Source organism: Anaerotruncus massiliensis (ex Togo et al. 2026), from assembly GCF_900199635.1.
GTDB lineage: Bacteria > Bacillota > Clostridia > Oscillospirales > Ruminococcaceae > Anaerotruncus > Anaerotruncus massiliensis.
The window spans coordinates 1171686-1190571 of record NZ_LT962687.1 but is presented as its reverse complement, the minus strand read 5'-3'; the positions used below and the strand labels follow the sequence as shown (position 1 = coordinate 1190571).

Sequence of the window (18886 nt, the reverse complement as noted above, 5' to 3'; positions counted from 1 at the left end):
GAGTTCCCCGCGCGGGATGTTAAGGAAGAAATTAAGCCGCCGTGACAAAATACATCACGTTCACAACGTTGGTGTCGTCGCCTTCGTTCACGCCGCCGGGGGCAATATACGCCTGCAGGGGGAGTTTCAGCTCGCCGTCGGTGGTACCGTTATTTTTAACGACCTTCCAGGGGGCGGCCAAATCCGTGTTTTCACTGTCGGAAATCGTGGAAAGGTCCACGCCGTTGACCGTCATCGCCATCGTCTTTGCCGCGGTCAGCGTGTTGTTCGCACGGACATAGCCGCCGCCGCTGTAAACGCTGCTATCGAAGGTGTTGAACGTCCAGCCCTCCTGCGGCAGCGCCCGCATGGCATAGACCTTGATGTCCGTATCCGTTCCGGTGTTGAGGATTTTGTACGCGTCGGCCGGCGTAACAACCATGCCGTCGCCGCCGTAGGCGTACATGCAGACCCACAGCGGGATCGTCGCGCTGATCTGGGTATCCCCGGACACGGCGTTTTTATCGATGTTCAGGTAGAAATCCGTCTTGCCGAACTGGCTTCCGCCGCTGGTGGCCAATTCCTTCTGCTCGCCGACCGCAGCTTCGGAGTCAATGCCGTGTGTACCGCCATCGTGCGCCGCGAACGCGACAACGCCCATGGACATGACGATCGTGATTGCCAAGAGAACCGCTAACAGTTTTTTCATTGTTTTGACCTCCTAAGATGTTTTGTATTGGGATTGTTTTGAAACCTTATAAAAAGTGATTCGCTCACATACCCCCTCCTCAGTTCTGCGGCCGCATTCAGTTTTCTACCTCGAGGACCAGCTTCGCGCCCGCCTGCCCGGCGATCGAATGTTCGTCGTCCGGCATGTGCGCGGTGAAGACCGCGGTCGCGTTATAGACACCCGCCGGCAGGTCCTCGGACAGCCTGATATACTGGATGTACTGTCCGGGCCTGATACCTTTGGATTGGTAGACCGTTTCGCCCGTGCTGTCGAGCGTGATCTGGACCGTCATGTTGTAGCGGTTGGCGGCGATGTTCTCGATGTTCGCGAGCCCTTCGCCGTTCCCGTCCGGGAAAATGAGATAGGTGTTAATCGCAATGTTGAACATGCCCTCTTCCACCACGCGGTTGAGCTCCGCCTGGATCTCCTCCTCCGTTTTGCCCGGGAGGTGGCCGGTCATGGCCGCCACGTCGAAGAAGGTGTCCTGCTGGCTCTGCCACCAGTACCAGCCTCCCACGCCCGCCGCGATCAGCAGGATCAGGAGCAGCAGAAGCAAGAGCAGTTTCCCGCGGCCCTTTTTCGGGGCCGCGCTTTCCGTTTCATTCATCGCTTATCACCCCCCGTCACCGGCCGCGCCGCTGATGCCCACCGTATAGGTCACGGCGGCGATCTGGGTCTCCCCGTCCGCCGTCACGCCCCCCTCGGGGATGTAACATTCGACGGGCACCGCGCGTTCCGCCGCCGCCCCGATGGGCTTGAAGAGCGGGCCGGTTTTATCCGCCGCCGTCCAGTCCGCGCCCGCGTCCGCCGAAACCCACTGGGTATCCAGCCGGAGCGCCGCCTGACCGGCGGAGAGGTTGTTCCTGGAGACGTCGTAGCTCCCGTTCGTGAGGAACCCGCCTGCCGGGGGCTGTACGAACGACCAGTTTCCCATCGGTCTCACCGACATTCCGGTGACCTGCACCGGGAAGAGGGAGTTGTTCTTGATGACGTAGCTCCCCTCCTCCGGCGTGACGACCTTGCCGTCCCCGCCGTAGCCGTACATGCACACCCACAGGGGCACCGTCGCGTCGATCGAGACCGGGTTCGTATGGAACGGAATCCGCGCCATGTCGTCCGCGTAGGCGTTTGCCGCGCCACGCTCAAGCAGGGATATCTTCATCGACAGCCAGCCGTCCCGGGATTCGCTGATGGCATTCGCATTGTAAAAATTGAATGGGAGAGTAACCGTCTGGTTCCACCCGCGTGTCTGGCTGACCGGATATTCCGTACCCTCGTAGGGCCTCGTCCATGCAAACTTATTCATGGCGTCATTGCGGCCCCACTCCGTGCGTCCGGCCGTGACGGCCTCCTTGCTGACAAGCTGCGGGGCGTAATCCGCGTCGGCGCTCTCCATCGTATAGCTTCCAATGCCCACGGAAAGCGATGTCGAAGTGCCGCCGGCCAACGGCTGCTGGATGGCTATGACGATCGACGCCGTGTCGTTGGGGCCGGAATCATCCGCGCCGAGCGTCGAGGTCTGCACCGCAGTGCGGTCGCCCGTACTGTACTGTACCTTCCAAAGTGAAAGGCTGAACGAACCGCTTTTCGCGACAGTCCCGTTGGCGTCCGTGGCTTCCAGGTGGTAAACTCCGTCATCGCCCCAGTTCGGCGTAAAGGTGACCGAAACCGATGCTTTGCCCCCGTTGCCCGAATTGACCACGCCGCCAAACGACGTGTCGATCTTATTTGTTCCACGATAGAGTTCGCAGCTGACCACGTCGTCGGAGGACACCTCCGCCATGATCGTCGCCGGGACGCCCGCCTGTTTCAGGAAGTCCCGCTCCAGGTCCATGAAGTGGAAGGGCTCGCCCAGCTCCAGGGTATTTGCTTCCGTGGTGGATTTCGCCAGCGTGTAATCGATGCTCTCCGCGAGCAGGAACTTCGCGGTTTCGTCCGCGACGTCCTCCACGACGCCGTTTAAATAGACGGCGACGTTACGGCCGGGGCCGTAGTCCGTGTCAACGTCCGCGCGGTCCATGTCCACCGGGATCGCCGCGGAATCCGGAAGCGCCCCGTCCACGTTGATGACTTTTCCCTTCGGCAGGTAGACGTACTGGTCTGCGCCGAAGGAGGTCGCCCTGCCGCGCAGGCGCAGCGTGCCGTTCTGGTAGATTCCGTTGCCGCCGCTGCCGCCGGTGACCGTGTTGCCCGAAAGCGTCAGATTTTCCGCCACCACCGTACTTCCGGCGATTCCGACACCGCCCGCGTACTGGGCGCCCGTGTTGTCCGCGATCAAGCAGTTTTTCAGCGAGGCGTTCCCCAGCCTGAGCCAGAGGCCCATGCCTCGGTTCTCCCGGATGCTTCCGCCGGTAATTTCAACCTGCCCGCCAAACGTCGCGATGCCGCCGATCATGTACTGCGCCTCGCCTCCCTCGTTATCGGAGATCTCCCCGTCCGTCATTTTCAGGGAAGCTCCCTGGCCTACGAAGATTGCGCCGACGCTATTAGTATCAGTTCCGCTCATACCAAGGTTTCCGGTAATCTTGCCGCCGTTGATTTCGATCTCGATCGACTTGTCCATGGCCGACAGAGGTGTGGCGATTGCCCCGCCGGGTAGCTTCGAGGCGTTGTTTTGCAAGACCGCCCCCTCGTTCAGGATCAGGCTTCCTTTGTTCACGGTGATGGCGGCTTCGCCGCCGATGCCCGGCGAGGCGATCTCCGCGGCTCCGGTCACACCGTGGCGGTGCCCGTCGACGGTGATCTCCTCCAGCGTCAGGCTGCCGCCGTCAACTGTAAAGATGGAACCGCTGTTGCTTGCTACCGCGTAGTTATCTCCGAGGCTTTCGTGCGCCTCCGGCTGGGAATAGCGCATGATCGTCACCGGACCGCCCGCGTCCACATAGCCCATTCCATAGAGCTCCTGTCCGCTCAGCGTGATGTTCTGGCCCTCCGGGATCGCAACTTCTCCCACCACGTAGAGGGTGCCGCCCTTTTGCGCGGCGAGCTTTTCATACGCCTTCGCGAGGGTCTTGACCGCCTGGGCGGGCGATCCGCCGTCCCTATCGTCGCTGCCGTTTATGCCGTCGATATAGACCGCGCCCTTCGCCTGCAGCTCGAGGACGTTCCCGCCCTCCCGCTTTCCGGCGGTGAAGCCCGCCGATACCCGGCCGGACAGCGCGGCCTTCGACGGGTCGACAACGATCGTATCCGGATTCTGCGCGTCATAGGTGATGATCGTCCTGCCTTTGTAGGCGTCTGCCAGGTCGATCTTCAGGGCCCCCCTCGGTGCAAAGGCGTTGAAGGTTTCGATATATTTTTCCGTCCCGAGGAAGACCTCTCCCTCGACCGACAGATCCTCATCCGTGCCCGCCGCCGAGGAGATCATCAGCTGGCCGGCCTGGTAGACCGCCGAACCCTCCTCCGCGTGGGTGTTTGCAATCGTGGAACCGCCGTAGAGCTTGTATGTTCCGCCCTCCGCGATATACACCGCGCCGCCCTGTCCGTCTGCCGAAGCATTCCGGTTGTTGCGCAGGACCGCGCCGTCGTCGGTATGGAAGCTTCCGCCGGACCGCACCGTCACGAGCGGCGCCTGCGCCTCGACCGCGGGCGCGGCCAGCGCCTCCGCGCCCTGCGTCACCGCCTCGCTGTGGCCGTCAAGCGTCGTGCCCGCGACCTGGAGGGTGCCGCCGTTTTCAACAATGAAAAGCTCCGCCGTGTTGGACGCCTTGCCGTACCCGGGCAGCGGCGAAACCGGCTTGGAGTAGCGCTTGATGGCGACCGGGCCGCCTTTGATCGTGACTGCGCCCGCACCGGTGACGTTGAAGATGTAGCTGTCGGAATTGATCTTGACCGAGCCGGTAATCTTCACCGGGTTGACGATATAGATCGTGCCGCCGCCGTCCGCCTTCAGGCTGCTATACGCCTTATTCAGCGTCGCGAAGGCCCCGTCCGGGGTCGCGCCGTCGCCCGCATCCGCCGACAGGGAGCCGTCCACATAGACGAAGCCCTTTTCGCCCAGCTTGAGCACGCTGTGCCCGCCGTCGGGCCCGCTTCCGACCGTGCCGTGCACCAGCCGGTACTGGGCCGCGACCGCCTCCGCGAGCGTGAATTTGGCAAGCTCGGGAGCGGGAGAAACCAGCACGCCCTGATAGGCGACCACTTCACGGCCCGCGTAGGGATCCGCCACGTCCACCGTCAGCGTCCCGGCAAATCCCGTTACGGCATCGACCGTCCTTCCGGCCGCGAGGTATACGGATCCCTCGGCCGTGGGGTTCCCGTTGACGCTCATCGTGCCGTTCTGGTGGACCGCGTCCCCGCGCGCCGCCTGCGTGTTGGAGATCGCGCCGCCGTTGAACGCGAAGATGCCGTCCGGTTCCACAACGACGGCCCCGCCGTCGCCGGAGGTCTTGTTGTTGCAAAGCACCGTGTTCTCGCCCATCGTCAGGCTGCCGCCGCGCGCGACGCGCACCAGCGTGCCCGCGGCGGTATAGCTGTCCTCCGCGCTGCGCCTGCCCTCGATCGAAATGCCGCCGAGCGTGAGCGTTCCGCCGTCCGCCACGCGGACAAGGTCGCCCGCGAAGGCGTCGTAGGTCTTCTGCCCCGAGACTTCAAAGCCGCTATACCGGCGCAGGTACTGGCCGTCCGCAAGGGTCCAGCCCGTCCCCGGTTCGGTCACCGTCACGGTTCCGGTCACGTAGATCGCGCCCGGTTCCCCGGCCAGGGCGGCCTTTGCCGATTCAAAGGTCTTGAAGGCGCGCGCCGGGGTCGAGCCGTCGTACCACTCGCTCGTGCCGCCGTTTTCACCGTCCAGGAAGACGATCTTGCGCAGCACGATGTTGGGGGACGCCTTATCGAGCAGCAGGGCCTCCGTGTCCGCCTGGAAATACCGCAGGTAGGCGGACGCGTCCGATACGGCGCTGCCGCTTAACGGGCTGACCACCGCGCTTCCGGATTGATACTGCGTGTCGCCGCCGCCCATGTTCATGGTCAGGCGGTACTTTCGGTTCTGGGTGATCGCCGCCGAAACCCGGACGGGAGACGCGGTGGTATTCAGATGGATGGTCCCGTCGATCGCGGTCCGCCCGCCGTTCAGGACAAAGCTGCCGTCCGCGACATAGACGCTCCCGCCATGCTGCGTGCTGTTTCCGAGGGCGTTGCCGGAGATCTGTCCGCCCGCCGCCGTGACCGTGCCGCCGTCGACGTAGACGCCCGCACCGCCGGTCACACCGGCCGCCGTCGTCCTGTTTCCGGTGACGCCGCCCGCGTTGATCGTGAGGGTGCTCTTTTCGCCTGAGACCCGGACGCCGCCGCCCGCCAGGGCGGTATTGTCCGAGACGGTGACGCCGTTGAACGTGGCGTTGCCCACCAGATCGATGCCGCCGCCGTTCGCCGCCGCCGTATTTCCCGTAATGCTGCCGCCGCTGTAGACCTGCTTGGTCGTACTATCGCTGATCCCAATGCCGCCGCCGCTGCCTCCCGCGCGGTTGCCGGAGACGCTGCCGCCCGACATGGTAAAATTCGTGCACGAAAACAGGTAGATTCCGCCGCCGTCCCAAGCCGCCTCGTTGCCGCTGATTACGCCGCCCTCAACTGTGAAAGACCTGCCCACCATCCCCATCATGATGGCGCCGCCGTTTGTTGCCGACGTGTTGCCCGAGATGGTTCCGCTGCGGATGGTAATAGAACTGGTCATCCCAGTCCCGATGGCGCCGCCGCCCGTCTTTACCACGTAGTCCGTTCCGGTCGCGTGGTTGCCCGTGATCGACCCGCCGTCCACAAGGACAGTCCCGCCTCTCACAAGGATGCCGCCGCCAAAGAGAGCGGTGTTTCCGCTGATCTCGCCGCCGTAGAGTGCAGTTATATTTCCAAAAGCGTTAATTCCGCCGCCAGCCTCCGCCGTATTGTCTGAGATGGATCCGTTCCGCATGGTCACGTTGCCATCCACACCGCCACCGCCGGTTTTTGCGGCATTGCTATTGATCGCGCCACTCTCCAGCGTCAGTTCGCCGTAAACGCCGCCGCCGTATCGCCCGGCCGTGTTGCCGGAGATTTCCGTGTCCCCGCTCACCACGACGGTGCTTCGGCTGCTGTTGGTACCACTGTAGACGCCGCCGCCATCCGCACCCGCCTGGTTCCCGGTAATTTTACCCCCGGTGATGACACAAGAGGGAATGCTTCCAGATGTTGCGCTGAGGTAAACGCCGCCGCCGCTGCCGGAGGCCGTGTTGCCGCTGATTGTGCCGCCGCTCATCTCGAAGGAGGAGCCGGTCGCCCGGATGCAGACGCCGCCGCCGAGCCCGCTGACCGAATCGCCCGTAAGCCCGCTTTCCCCGTGCGTGTTGTCCGAAATGGTTCCGCCGTTCAGGATGAACTTGTGGGTATTCCCCTCAATGATGACGCCGCCCATCTGGTTGCCCGTCACAGAGCCGCTGTTCATCGTAATCGTCATGTGGTCGGAGGGGGTGTGCAGGCCGGGGCCCGCGTTGTTGCGGATGATCGCGCCGTCAATCGTGCAGGTACCGCGCGTGGGCACAACGCCGGGGCCCGTGCCGTTTTCGATGACCGTTCCCTCGCCCAGCACCAGCGCCGCGCCGCCGCTGACCTGGATCAGGCCCGTTCCGTAGCGGCTCTGGGTGGTGCCCGACACGATGGGGGTTCCATTTCCGTTGACGACGACGTCCTTCAGCGTCAGCTTCGCGTTGGGATACTCCACCACGCTGCCGGCGCCCTCACGGGAGATGAAAATCGGCGCGAAGGTATAAGACCCGTCCGCCATTGTGCGGATCTCCGGCCGCCAGGTCTCCCCCGCGTTGTCCGTCATCTCCGGGAGGGACCAGGTCTCGTCTTCCCGAACCACCACGGTGGCGCTGATGAGGATGTTGGTTCCCGCGGAGCGGGATTTCAGCAGCTCCTTCGCGCGCGCAAAGGTACGAACCGCGTCGTCCGGGCTGGTACCGTTGTTAACGTCGTTGCCAGACCCGCTGAGGTAGACGTAGAGACCGCCCCGGCCGACGATGTTATTGCCTTCGCCGGCCAGCGTCAGGCCGCCGCCCATATCAACCAGGGTAAACACGCCCTGTTCCAGATAGGACGCGGCGTTATACCCGGCCGCTCCAGCGACCACCGTTTTTCCAATATAGGTATCCGGGACACGGAGCTGGAATTTTTTACTGGTATCCAACGGAGCCAACAGGCTGATCGGTGATTTCTTCACCTCGGAATTCTGCTCCATGTCGATGAAGATTTCGTCAGGGATCGTTACGCCGGTCCCGCCCAGGTTGAAGTACGCGCCCTCATGGGCCACGCCCGCCCCGCGCTGCGCGGTGTTCCCGCTGACCGTCACGCTTTCCTCGATCTGGAGCATCGCGAGCCCCGGCGCGATGTAGACGCCGCCGCCCGTCGAGGTCCGCCTGCCCCTCACGGATTTCGCTTCGTTATTCGTGATCGAGGCGGAGTCACTCATGACGAAATCGCCGCCCGCCACATAGACGCCGCCGCCGAGCGAGCCGTCCTCATGGCGGCTCTCCTCCTCCGGGTATGCCTCGTGCACATGGTTCCCGCTGATCGACGCGTTCCCGCCCATCTCCATGCTGCTGGTGCCGGCGAGATAGACGCCGCCGCCCTTGGTGGCCGTATTGCCGCTGATTTCCGCGCTTCCGTTCATGAACATCCTATCGCCGGCAAAATAGACCCCGCCGCCGAGCGCTTCGCCGCCGCGGTCAAGGATGTCGTCGCAGAGGTTCCCGGAGATTTTACCGCCGCTCATCGTAAAGCCGCCGCCGGCGATCCAGACGCCGCCGCCGCGGTGCACCGCGTATCTTTCCGTCCCTTCCACAACGGCGTAGTTTCCGGAGATTTCGCCGCCGGACATGGTCATGCTGCCCCCATCGAGGTACACGCCGTTTCTACCGTTCCCGGTGATTCTTCCGGAGACGACTTTGACAGTGGATGCGCCCGTGGCGTTGATGCCCCGGCCCTTGTTGCCGGAAATTTCGCCGCCCGCCAGCGTCACCGAACCGCCGGCGACGCTGACGCCGCTGCCCGCGCTGCCGCGGACGGCCGCCCCGTCCGCCAGCGTCAGGCTGCCGCCCGCCGCGACCGACACGATCGTATTGACAGATGTTTCGGCCTCGCCGTAGAGGCCGTCCAGAGCGACGTTTTCCAGCGTCAGGCTGCCGCCGTCCGCAACGGTGACAAACTGATTGAGCGTAAGGGCGGAATCATCCCAGCGGGTCACTTCGACCGTCTCATCAAGCGGGGAGGACCAGGTCTCGGTACCGCTCACGGTCACGGGGCCGCAGAGGATGACCTTCGCCGGGATTGCGCCGCCGCTCTTCGAGAGGATTGCCATCGCTTTTTCAAACGTACGGACCGGCGAATCGGGCGAAGCGCCGCTGCCGTCCGCGGCGGCGGCGCCGTCCAGATAGACGCCGCCCATCAGCACCAGATTGTTTTGATAGCCCGCCAGCGGATACGCCGTCCCGCTCAGCGTGAACGCGTCTGCGTAATCCGCCGCCGACGCCAGCGTCCCGCCGGGCTGTACGATGACGTTGCCCGGGCGGTGGCTGCCGCTCAGTTCGACCGCAAAGACCTTCCCCGCCCCGGGCGCGCCGGTCAGGGTGATCGTTTCCTCCGGGCTTTCGAGCCGGATTTTTCCCGTGAGTGCGGCGGCCGGGCCGTTCAGCAAAAAGGCCGCCTTTGTTGCGGAAGTCGAACGGTCGACCGAAACGGCGAAGCCGCCGTCCGGCGCGGCCACAGACCCCGCCGACAGGACGAACTCCCCTTTCGTGACAACGCCCGTCTGCGTCGCAGAGATCGAGCCGCCGTCCATCCGGAAGGCGCTGTCCTCGCCGACTTCCACCCCCCGCAGGACGTTCGAAACGGTTCCGTTCTCCATTGTAAACCTGCCGTTGCGGACAATCTCCACGCCGACATCCGTCCCGCTGACGGTTCCATCCCGCAGAACCATACTGCCCGCGGAGACGCGGATCATCGGCACCTCAAAGGCGGAACCGGAACTGCCGCCCTTGCCGCCAGAAAGCGAGCTTCCCCCGGTGACGGTCAGCGTTCCTCCGGAAACGGAAATATTTCCGCTGTCGCCCGGCCTGCCGCCATGCAGGATGATCCCATCCAGCGTGAGGCTGCCGGTCACATTGATCAACTCGTTATTACCGCTTCCGCTGCGGGAAACGGTCGCTCCGGACCAGGTTTCGTCCCCTTCCACCGGGACGGTCCCGCAGATGCGGATCTCCCCCTGTCCGGACAGCTCGTTGAGCAGAAGTTCCTTTGCGCGCGCGAAGGTGCGCACCGGGTCGTTCTCCGCGGCGCCGGTATTCACGTCGTCCCCCGCGCCCGAGAGATAGACCGCTCCGTTGTAGACCACCGCCGGGCGCGCCTGGACGACGCTCGCGTCGTCCGCGCGGACCGTCAGGCTCCAGGCGGGAGTCGCAGCCTGTAACGATTGGGTCAGGGCAAGCTTTGCCAGCGCGTCCCGCATGGAGACCCCCTCGGCGGCGCGCGCCGCGTCAAACGACGCTTTAAAGCCGTTTTCGCCCGCCGCGAAGGAGAGCACCAGCGTGTCCTCCGGCAGCGCGAGCAGTTCGACCGCCTGCGCCGTATCCGGGTGCTCGAAGAGAATCTGTCCGCCGGAGAGGCGCAGCCCGGTCCCGATCTTCAAAATGCCGCCCGCGAGACGGATTAGCTCGTCCGTCTGGACGTCCGCCCCGGAAATCTCGATCTCCGACAGGGTCATCGCAACGCCCTCTCCAAGGGTAAAGATCGCCCCGGAAGGGTGGTTTTCATGACGCGCCACCCGCACGGGCGTTTGCGCGAGGCCCGCAAAGACGCCGCTGAAAGCAAGGTCTCCCGGCGACATCTGGGAATTGCGTTTCAGATAATCCGCGCTCTCCGCCGCGGGATTCATGCAGTAGATCGTGCCGCCCGGAGCGGCCAGTTCCAGCGCCTGCTCGAAGGAACGCACCGGCGCGTTCTCATCACCCCGGTTGTCGTCGCTTCCGCCCCAGATCGTCGCCGTGCCGTCCGCGTTGCTCTTCGTTTCGGGGTCGGGGTTCCAATAGACGACGTCCCGGCTGTGCAGCTCGATTTCAGGCGCGTCCAGGGACATCGTGGTCAGCAGGTTTTCGCCGCGGAACGCCTTGACGGTGTACACCCCGTCCGCGCTCGCGGGCACGGCGGTGCTCGCCTCCGTCACCTCCGACGGGGCGTTTTCTTCGTGGCCGTTTTCTTCGCCGCTCTTGACCGTCACATCCTCCACGGGCAGCTCCACCGCTTCCCCCTCCGCGGGCTCCGCGCTCCGCGACCGGGCCATTGCCCGCACCGCCGGCACGAACTCCACCGTGAACCGCTCCGTCCCCGGATAGGTCGACGCCATCGCCACCTCGTACTGTCCATTGCTTCCCGGCGCGATCTCCGCCGTCAGCTCTCCCAGCGAGGTCACTTCCACTTCCGTGTAGAAGGAGCGCTCCTCCAGCGGCCCCTCGCCGTCATAGATCCGGATAACATACGTCCCGTTCTTCGTCACCGTGAACTTCCGCTGGAACCGGAACGGCTCCCCTTCCCCGTTCACCGTCACCCTGCCCTCGCTCATCGTCTCGTCCGTGCCCGACGAATTAGAGCTCGCGGCCTCCGAACCGGAAGCATCTGAGCTCACCTCGGAACCCGCATTTTCAGAACCGGTATCCTCCGGGCCCGTCCCGGAAGAGGACGCGGCCTCGCTCTCCCCGCCCGGCGCGGGATTCTCCGAACTGCTCCCATCCGGGGCCGGGGCCTTCTCCTCCCCGGTGCTCGTATCCGCCGTCGGGTCCTCCGGCTTGCTCTCCTGTTTTGACTCCGCTGTGCTGCTCTCCGGTTTCGGCTCCGACACGCCGCTCTCCGGCAACGGCACGATCTCCTCCGCCGTGATCTCCGCCGACAGCACCCGCACCAGATTGATCCGCGCGCTTGCCGCAGCCTCTGCAAGTTCACTGATGGGATTCGACGAGTCCTCCGCCCCGCCGGGTTTGCCGTTCTCCTCCGGTTTTCCGCTCTCCGGCGTCTCCTCCGGTTTGCTCTCTTCGCTCGATGCACTCTCTTCCGGAGCGCTGCTCACTTCCGGAACGCTGCTCGCTTCCGAGCTTGCCGCTTCCGAGCTTGTGGATTCCTCCGGGACGCCCGAAGCTTCCGAACCGTTCTCCTCCGGGCCGGACGCCTCGGACGAAACCGCCTCCGGGTCCCCCGTGACCTTCTCCGCGCCCTCCGTGGCGCCCTCGGCCTTTCCGCCGTCCTTCGCCTCGATATGTAAGTTCCGCGTGAAGGGGAAGGTCGACACCGCCGTGATCTCCACCGCGAGGCCGTCCTCCGTGAAGACCTCCTCCTGCGTCGCCGTCAGGCTGTATTCGTCCGTGCTCCCCTTGTCGTCCTCGTTGTGGCGGCGCTCCTCGGACGGGCTTTCGCCGCTTGCGGTCCCGCTCTCGGGAGGCTGCTCCCCATCCGGTTTGCTCTCCTCCGCGGGCGCGGCTTCGCTCGCCGGCGCGCTCCCCTCTCCGGAAGCTCCCCCGACGATATCCTCCGCGTATGTAAAGACCGGGATCGTACTCATCAGCATCAGCACCGCCAAAAGCAGCGCCGTATACCGCTTCCCGCTGTGTTCTTTATTCCTCCACAACGTTTTCATTCTTTCGTCCCTCCATGTCTTCCTGTCTCTTCTATCCGCAAGGATCGCTCCTCAATATCCAATACGCTCTCCAGAAAACACATGAGTTCCAGCACGCTCCGAAAGTTCTCCTCCCGCTTCCCTTCCAGCCACCTCACGCGCCCCTGCCAGCTGCTGTTCTGCCGTGCGTACACATGCACCGAGAAGGTTGCGCACCTCCCCCAGCCATTCTGCATCACCCGTTCGTTCCACTGCTGCGTCAGCCGGGGCAGGACGTCCTCCTTCATTTGCACGAACCGCGCCGCCGGGCCCGGTTTCCCGGCCGTGCGCAGCTGAGTGCCCCGCTGGGGGAAGGAGAAATAGTCGAAGACGGCGTCCAGCTTCATGACCAGGTCGTAAAATCCGGTGAAAGGCAGCTTCTCCGCAAAGCCGCCGTTATAAAATTCCCCGCTCGCCGTCCGCAGGGGCACGCTGTCCGCCAGGGCCCCCTCTCCAAAACAGCCGCTGATCGTGGTTTCCGTCACCGCATTCACGCATATCATGGTCACGGGGACGTTCCCCAACTGCTGCCTGGACCTCTTTGCCATATCCGATCCTCCGATTTATTACTGGACTTGATGCTCAAAAATGTCTCAAAAAGTACGCTTTTTGTGACCTGTAAAATAAAATAATATCTAAGAATTTATAAAAATTTTTGGTTGTCAACCGCAGGAAAAAATGATATACTCTTAACAACAATTTCCTTATTAAAAAATTATTCCCTTATTATGTGGGAACAATAGAGATTTCCCCCATGTTTTATAATGTGTACCTTTTGAAACCGATCCATTTTTCCCATTCATGCCCAAAAAAGCGAACCCGGGACCGATCTTTGATCGGTCCCGGGTTCGCTTTTTTGCGGGAAGTGATTTGGGGATATTTTGTGACCTGCGGTTTGAAGCTATTCCGCTATTGATATTTCAGGAGCTCGGGGGTATAACCGTCGGGGCTTTTCAGCCAGCTCAGTAAAACAATGTTTGGCTTTCCTCCATCAGTGCCTCCACTCGATTATGCGCGCTGCCGAACCGCCTCAAGCTCCCGGCGGCAAGCCGCCGCAGCCCCCCGATATCGTCCTTCAGGAACGGGACGTGATAGACGCACACCAAGCGCGGCGCACAGTCCCGCAGAATTCGCTGCCCCACGGAGTTTGAGAAGAAAACCGGATTAACAAAAATCACGTCGGCCCGCGCATTGCAAAACGCCTTGGCGGCCTTTGGAACCCGAAATTCCGCATCAGCTGTAATGAGCAGCCGAACGCCAAAAAGATCAATCAGGTAACAGTTATGGGGAACAGCGCCAAACGCATTCCCACCAGCCAGATGCCCTGTTCGTATGACTTCGACCGACCAGCCTGGCCGGCTGACCGTCTGTCCCGGTTCCGTCTCCGGGAGCAGAATCTCTGCCAAATCCCCGTGGGCGGCGTACCGTTCTGCCAGTTCCTCTGAAAAATGGTCGGGATGGCGGTGGGTAACCAGCAGGCAGTCCACCCCGCCGCGGAGGGCCGAATCCAGCATCTGCCCGGAAGGCGCGCTGAAGCCGGGCGCCGGGAGCGAAAACAGCGCGTCCACGAGCAGCCTCGCTCCCGGCGCCTCGAGCAGCAGGCCCGCGTTGGCAAGCAGCGTTATTTTTATCATCGCGCGCCATCTAAAAGAAGAGCCCAGAAAGCTCCGCCCGGGAGCAGCCGGAGAGGTATTCCCCGACCGGGATTCCCCGCAGAAGGTCCTCCAGCGCGTCCCGGCTGTGGCGGACGCCTTTCAGGGCCCGTTCCAGTCCGTCGATCTCCCGGCGTCCGAAAAAATCGCCGAAAAAGCGGGCGTTTTGGATTCTGCCCTCCACGACCTCCATGCGGAGGTCCACAATCCCGAATGGAAATCTTTTTACATTGCGGAAGGTATATGGCGGCGACTCCCCATAATTCCACTCCCACGTTCCATATTTTTGACGGACCAGCGCCCGGATCTCCGCGTCGTCCGCCGGGCCGATCCCATAGGGGGAAGCCTGCGGGAAGTACGTGAGGAAAAAACGGCGGAGCTCCGCGCAGAACCGTTCCACCGTCATTGGCTCCGGCAGGTGGGAAATCAGATTTTCCACCCGGGATTTTGTCGATTTGACCGCTTTGCTCTCGAGCTTCAGCGGACCTGGATTCAGCGCGCCCGCCAAATCCCCCATATTGGAATCAAAGAGGATCGTCCCATGATGGAGCATCCGGCCGCCATACCGCGCCTGGGCGTTTCCGGAAAATTTGCGTCCGTCAACCAGCAGGTCGTTGCGCCCGGACAGCTCCGTCCGGATTCCCAGAGTCTCCAGAAAGAGGCGCACGGGCTTGGTAAAAAGGGCGTAGTCATTGAATTGCTCCCCCGCGCGGTCCTCGCTGATGATGGTGAAGTTGACGTTTCCGAGGTCGTGAAAAACCGCGCCCCCGCCCGTCAACCTGCGGACGACCGCGATTTTCCTGTCCTCGACATATGCGGCGTCGATTTCCTCGGTGGAATTCTGATTCTTTCCCACAACAACCGCCCGGTCGTTGCGCCACAGCATGACCACGTCATCGGGAACCTTTTTTAGGAAGTATTCCTCCGCTGCCAGGTTGTAATAGGGGTCAATCGAAAAATTTTCAACGAGCAGCATTGCCCTCCCCCTCTCCGCGCCGCCACGGTCAGTTTGGTATGTGCAGCGCCCGCTTTTCAGCGTCCAGCGCCGCTTCGTGGAGCGCCTCCCCCAGCGTCGGATGCGCAAACACCGTATTGGCGAACTCTCCAACTGTCATGTGGGCGGACAGCGCCACGGCGCCCGCGCCAATCAGATTGCTTGCCTGCGGGCCGACGATATGGACTCCCAGCAGCGTCCCGCTGACCGCGTCCGCGACCACCTTCACAAAACCGTCCGGTTCCCCTTCAATGAGCGCCTTCCCGTTTGCGGCAAACGGAAAGCGGCCGATCCGCGTTTGATAACCGGCCTTTTGGGCGTCCTCCTCCGTGAGCCCGGCGAAGGCGATCTCCGGATGGGTGAAGATGCAGCCCGGGACAGCGCCGAGCGTCAGCCCGGTATCCAGGCCGAACATCTCCTCCACCGCGATCTCCGCTTCCCGTGAGGCGGCGTGCGCAAGCTGAATCTTGCCGGTCACATCACCGGCCGCATAGATGTGCGGAACGTTTGTGCGGCCCTTTTCGTCCGTCACAAGGCATCCCCGCTCAGTCCGGAGGCCTGCGGCCTCGGGGCGCAGCCCTTCGCAATTCGCGCGCCTGCCCGCCGCCACCAGCACCATGTCCGTCAGCAGCTCCTCCGTCCCCTCGTCGCCCTCAACCGTAGCCACCGTCCCGTCAAAGTCGCTTTCCACCTGAAGAAGCCTGCTCCCCAGGCGGAAGGTTACCCCCTCCCCTTCCAGCTTTTTTCGTACCAGCCCGGAAATCTCCCTGTCCGTGCCCGGGAGCAGACGGTCCAGCAGCTCCACCACCGTCACATCCGTCCCGAGCGAAGCGTAAAAGCTCGCAAACTCCATGCCGATCACGCCTCCGCCGACGATCAGGATGCTCTTCGGAAGTCCGGGAAAATCAAAAACGCGGTCGCTGTCAAACACCCCCGCTCCCTCCAATCCAGGAATCGGGGGCACCGACGGGCGGGAACCCGTGGCGATCAGGATTTCGTCTGCCGTGCAGACGAAATCCCCTGCCGTTCCCGTTACCCGTACCTCCCCCGGCGAGAGGAAGCAGGCCGTCCCCTCCACAAGCCGCACGCCGCTTTTTTTCAAAAGCATTTGAATCCCTCGGCCCAGTTGCCGGATAACCGCGTCCTTGCGCGCCCGGATCGACGGGAAATCCACCGCAGGACCGCCCGTTCCGATCCCGTAGGCCGCCGCGGACCGAACCTGCCGATATATCTCGGCGCTCTTCAAATAGGTTTTCGTCGGGATGCAGCCCCGGTTCAGGCAGGTGCCGCCCACCTGCGCACGCTCGACAAGCGTCACCTCGCCGCCTAACTGGGCCGCACGCAGGGCCGCGACATAACCCGCCGGACCCGCGCCGATCACTAAAACCTTTCTCACGTTTCTCTCCCTCCCCGCCTAAAGAATCCACATGATGAGCTGCGGGAAAAAGCTGAATAAGAAGATCAGCCCAATGCCCGCGGCAAAGAAGTATTTCCCCGAAGCCACCATTCGCTGGATCGGCCTTTTGGAATAGCCCGCCGCCACAAAGAGGTCCAGCCCGAAGGGCGGCGTCACCATCCCGAACGCAAGGTTAAAGACGGTGATCACACCGAAATGGATCGGATCGATCCCCAGAGTGAGCGCGATGGGGTAAAAGATCGGGGTTGTCAGGATGATGATGGGGATCGTTTCAATGAACATTCCAAGGACCAGATAGAGCAGGTTCACGGTGATGAAAAAGGCGACTGTCGTCAGCCCGAAGGAAACCACGACGTCCCCCAGCATCCGCCCGACGTTTTCAATGGTCAGAATCCAGCTGAACAGGGACGCGACCGCCACCAGCAACAGGACCATACCCGTTGTCAACGCGGAATTGACAAACGCCTCCTTGAGCTTTTTGAGGGTCAGCTCCCGATAGATGAAAAAGCCGACGATCAGCGAGTAGAGCACCGCGATTACAGCGGCCTCCGTGGCGGTAAAGGTCCCGGAATAGATGCCTCCCAGAATAATGACCGGGGAGAGCAGGCCCCAGAACGCTTCCTTGACCGCTTTCCATAGTCCTAACTTTTCGTCGGATTCCCCGGATTTTTCCTGCGGGGCCGCCTGTCCGCCTCTTCGGGAGAGCTTCGCGGTCAGCATATAGACCACCGTCGTAATGATCCCCGCGACGGCGCTCACCATAAACAGGCTTCCAACCGAGGAATTCGTCTGTGTACCGTAGATGATGAGCGCAATGCTCGGCGGGATCAGCAGGCCGAGCGTCCCACTCAGCGCACCCAGGAATGATGCGAAGTCGGGTTTATAGTTTCCCTTGATCATTTCAGGGTACATCATTCCTCCGATTGCGGCCGTCGTCGCGGCGGCGGAACCGGATATCGCGCCGAAAAAGGCGGAAGCCACGATCGTCACATAGGCAAGCCCGCTCTTCGCCCTGCCCACCAGCACCTTCGCCAGCTTGACCAGCCGCCCGGAGATTCCCCCCATCAACATGATATCCCCCGCCAGCACGAAGAACGGCACCGCCAGCAGCGGGAAGGAATCGACGGCGACCAGCAGGCGCTGGGGAACGATCGTGAGCGGAAGCGAAGCCTTCGCAACCAGCGCCAGAATCGAGGAAATGCCGATTCCCGCTGCGATCGGCATTCCAAAGAGCAGCAGAACGATAAAAGTTATCAGCAATATCGCCAGCGTCACAGGGATCCCTCCTTCCTTTCACAGTCCTTCTGCGGGACCAGCCGCCCGCAGAGGTCCTCCAGGGAAAACAGCAGCGTCAGCAGGCTGAAAAAGGGAATTGCGGCATAGACGATCCCCATGGGGATCCCCATCGCGGGGGAATCCTGCCCCATCGTCATGCCCGCCAGCTGGACGCCCTTGACCAGAAGGAACACGGCCATCGCCGCGACCAGCACCGACTGGACCCCGGCGGCCGCCTGCTTTTGCTTTTCCGGGAACAGGCCGATCACGACGTCGATCGCCACATGGGATTTCCTCCGGAAGCCGAGCCCCGCCGCCACAAAGGTCAGCCAGACCAGTCCGTAGCGGCTCAATTCATCGGTCCAGACAAACGCCTTTCCAAGGACAAAACGGGAAAATACCTGCAGGAAAGAGGAGACGATGATCAGTGTGAACAAAGCGATCAGCAGAATTTGACAAAGCCTGTCGGCGGCTTCGTTCGTCTTCTTGATAAGGCCCATTCTTTTCCTCCCTTTCGCCGCGCCCTTTGCGCGGCCCGCGGCGCCGCCCCGTGACGGCGCCGCGCACACACATAGATTCGTTCCGGTTCACTCTGCGAAAAGCGGAAGCCCGCGTTCGTAAAAAACCATGTCCGCGTCGCAGAGGTCCATGTAAGAAAACAGGATCGCTTCCTTATATTGCGGCTTCATCTTCGACTGCGGTGTATGGGTAAGGATGAGATGGAGCGTCTCCTCGGTGAAGCCCTCCTCCCGCGCCAGTACCGCGCCGTAAAAGCCGTGCTGCAGCTTTTCTCCGATGAACGACCTCCGATAGCCGCCCTTCCCGTCCGGCTCATATTCCAGCAGCTTACTCACGTCGTGCAGCAGGCCGATCGTCAAAATCCGTTCGTAATTGAACGATTCCCCCTGATACCGCTCGATCAGCTTCGCCATCTGAAGGGAAGCGATCGTCGTCACGTTGACATGGTCGACAAGGCGGCAGTCCCTCTCCTGGATATCGGGGTTGAAGCAGGCGTCCTCGAGGCGCTCCCATTTGCTCATTCCCCACGCGCGCAGCCAGACCGCGGCGATCCTGTCCGCCAGATCCTGATTCCGAATCTCGCGTATGATCGGGAACAGTTCCGCGATCTTCGATTTGTCCCTCTGTTTTCCGCCGTCCATAAGCGCAC

At 62.5% G+C, this 18886-nt stretch carries 10 protein-coding genes; all 10 read right to left on the bottom strand.

The window, feature by feature from the left end; translation table 11 throughout:
* Positions 1-31 precede the first annotated feature (31 nt).
* Positions 32-688 (bottom strand): hypothetical protein, encoded by a 657-nt coding sequence (locus C1A13_RS06120; RefSeq protein WP_101550155.1) that lies wholly within the window; start codon positions 686-688, stop codon positions 32-34.
* A gap of 97 nt (positions 689-785) precedes the next feature.
* The gene (locus C1A13_RS06115) at positions 786-1316 is read right to left on the bottom strand and encodes a hypothetical protein (RefSeq protein ID WP_101550153.1); all 531 of its coding nucleotides are present in this window, start codon (positions 1314-1316) and stop codon (positions 786-788) included.
* A gap of 6 nt (positions 1317-1322) precedes the next feature.
* Positions 1323-12362, bottom strand: a complete 11040-nt coding sequence (locus tag C1A13_RS06110; RefSeq protein ID WP_101550152.1) for a right-handed parallel beta-helix repeat-containing protein — start codon at positions 12360-12362, stop codon at positions 1323-1325.
* Entirely contained in the window at positions 12359-12928 is a 570-nt protein-coding gene (locus C1A13_RS06105; protein WP_101550151.1) for a hypothetical protein, read from the bottom strand. Before C1A13_RS06105 ends, C1A13_RS06110 begins: the two co-directional genes overlap by 4 nt.
* A gap of 414 nt (positions 12929-13342) precedes the next feature.
* A complete protein-coding gene (locus tag C1A13_RS06100; RefSeq protein WP_101550149.1) occupies positions 13343-14014 on the bottom strand; it encodes an MBL fold metallo-hydrolase in 672 nt (223 codons plus the stop codon).
* A 10-nt stretch (positions 14015-14024) separates the two neighbouring features.
* Positions 14025-15008 (bottom strand): lipoate--protein ligase, encoded by a 984-nt coding sequence (locus C1A13_RS06095; RefSeq protein ID WP_101550146.1) that lies wholly within the window; start codon positions 15006-15008, stop codon positions 14025-14027.
* 28 nt (positions 15009-15036) lie between these two features.
* Positions 15037-16422, bottom strand: coding sequence for a dihydrolipoyl dehydrogenase (gene lpdA / locus C1A13_RS06090; RefSeq protein WP_101550144.1), 1386 nt, complete (start codon positions 16420-16422; stop codon positions 15037-15039).
* Positions 16423-16440: 18 nt separating this feature from the next.
* The gene (locus C1A13_RS06085; protein WP_101550101.1) at positions 16441-17718 is read right to left on the bottom strand and encodes a TRAP transporter large permease; all 1278 of its coding nucleotides are present in this window, start codon (positions 17716-17718) and stop codon (positions 16441-16443) included.
* Complete coding sequence (locus tag C1A13_RS06080) at positions 17715-18218, bottom strand: TRAP transporter small permease (RefSeq protein WP_101550098.1); 504 nt, start codon at positions 18216-18218, stop codon at positions 17715-17717. Before C1A13_RS06080 ends, C1A13_RS06085 begins: the two co-directional genes overlap by 4 nt.
* A gap of 87 nt (positions 18219-18305) precedes the next feature.
* Positions 18306-18878 carry an HD domain-containing protein gene (locus C1A13_RS06075; protein ID WP_101550096.1) on the bottom strand — a complete coding sequence of 191 codons (573 nt, stop codon included), beginning with the start codon at positions 18876-18878 and terminating at the stop codon, positions 18306-18308.
* Positions 18879-18886 lie beyond the last annotated feature (8 nt).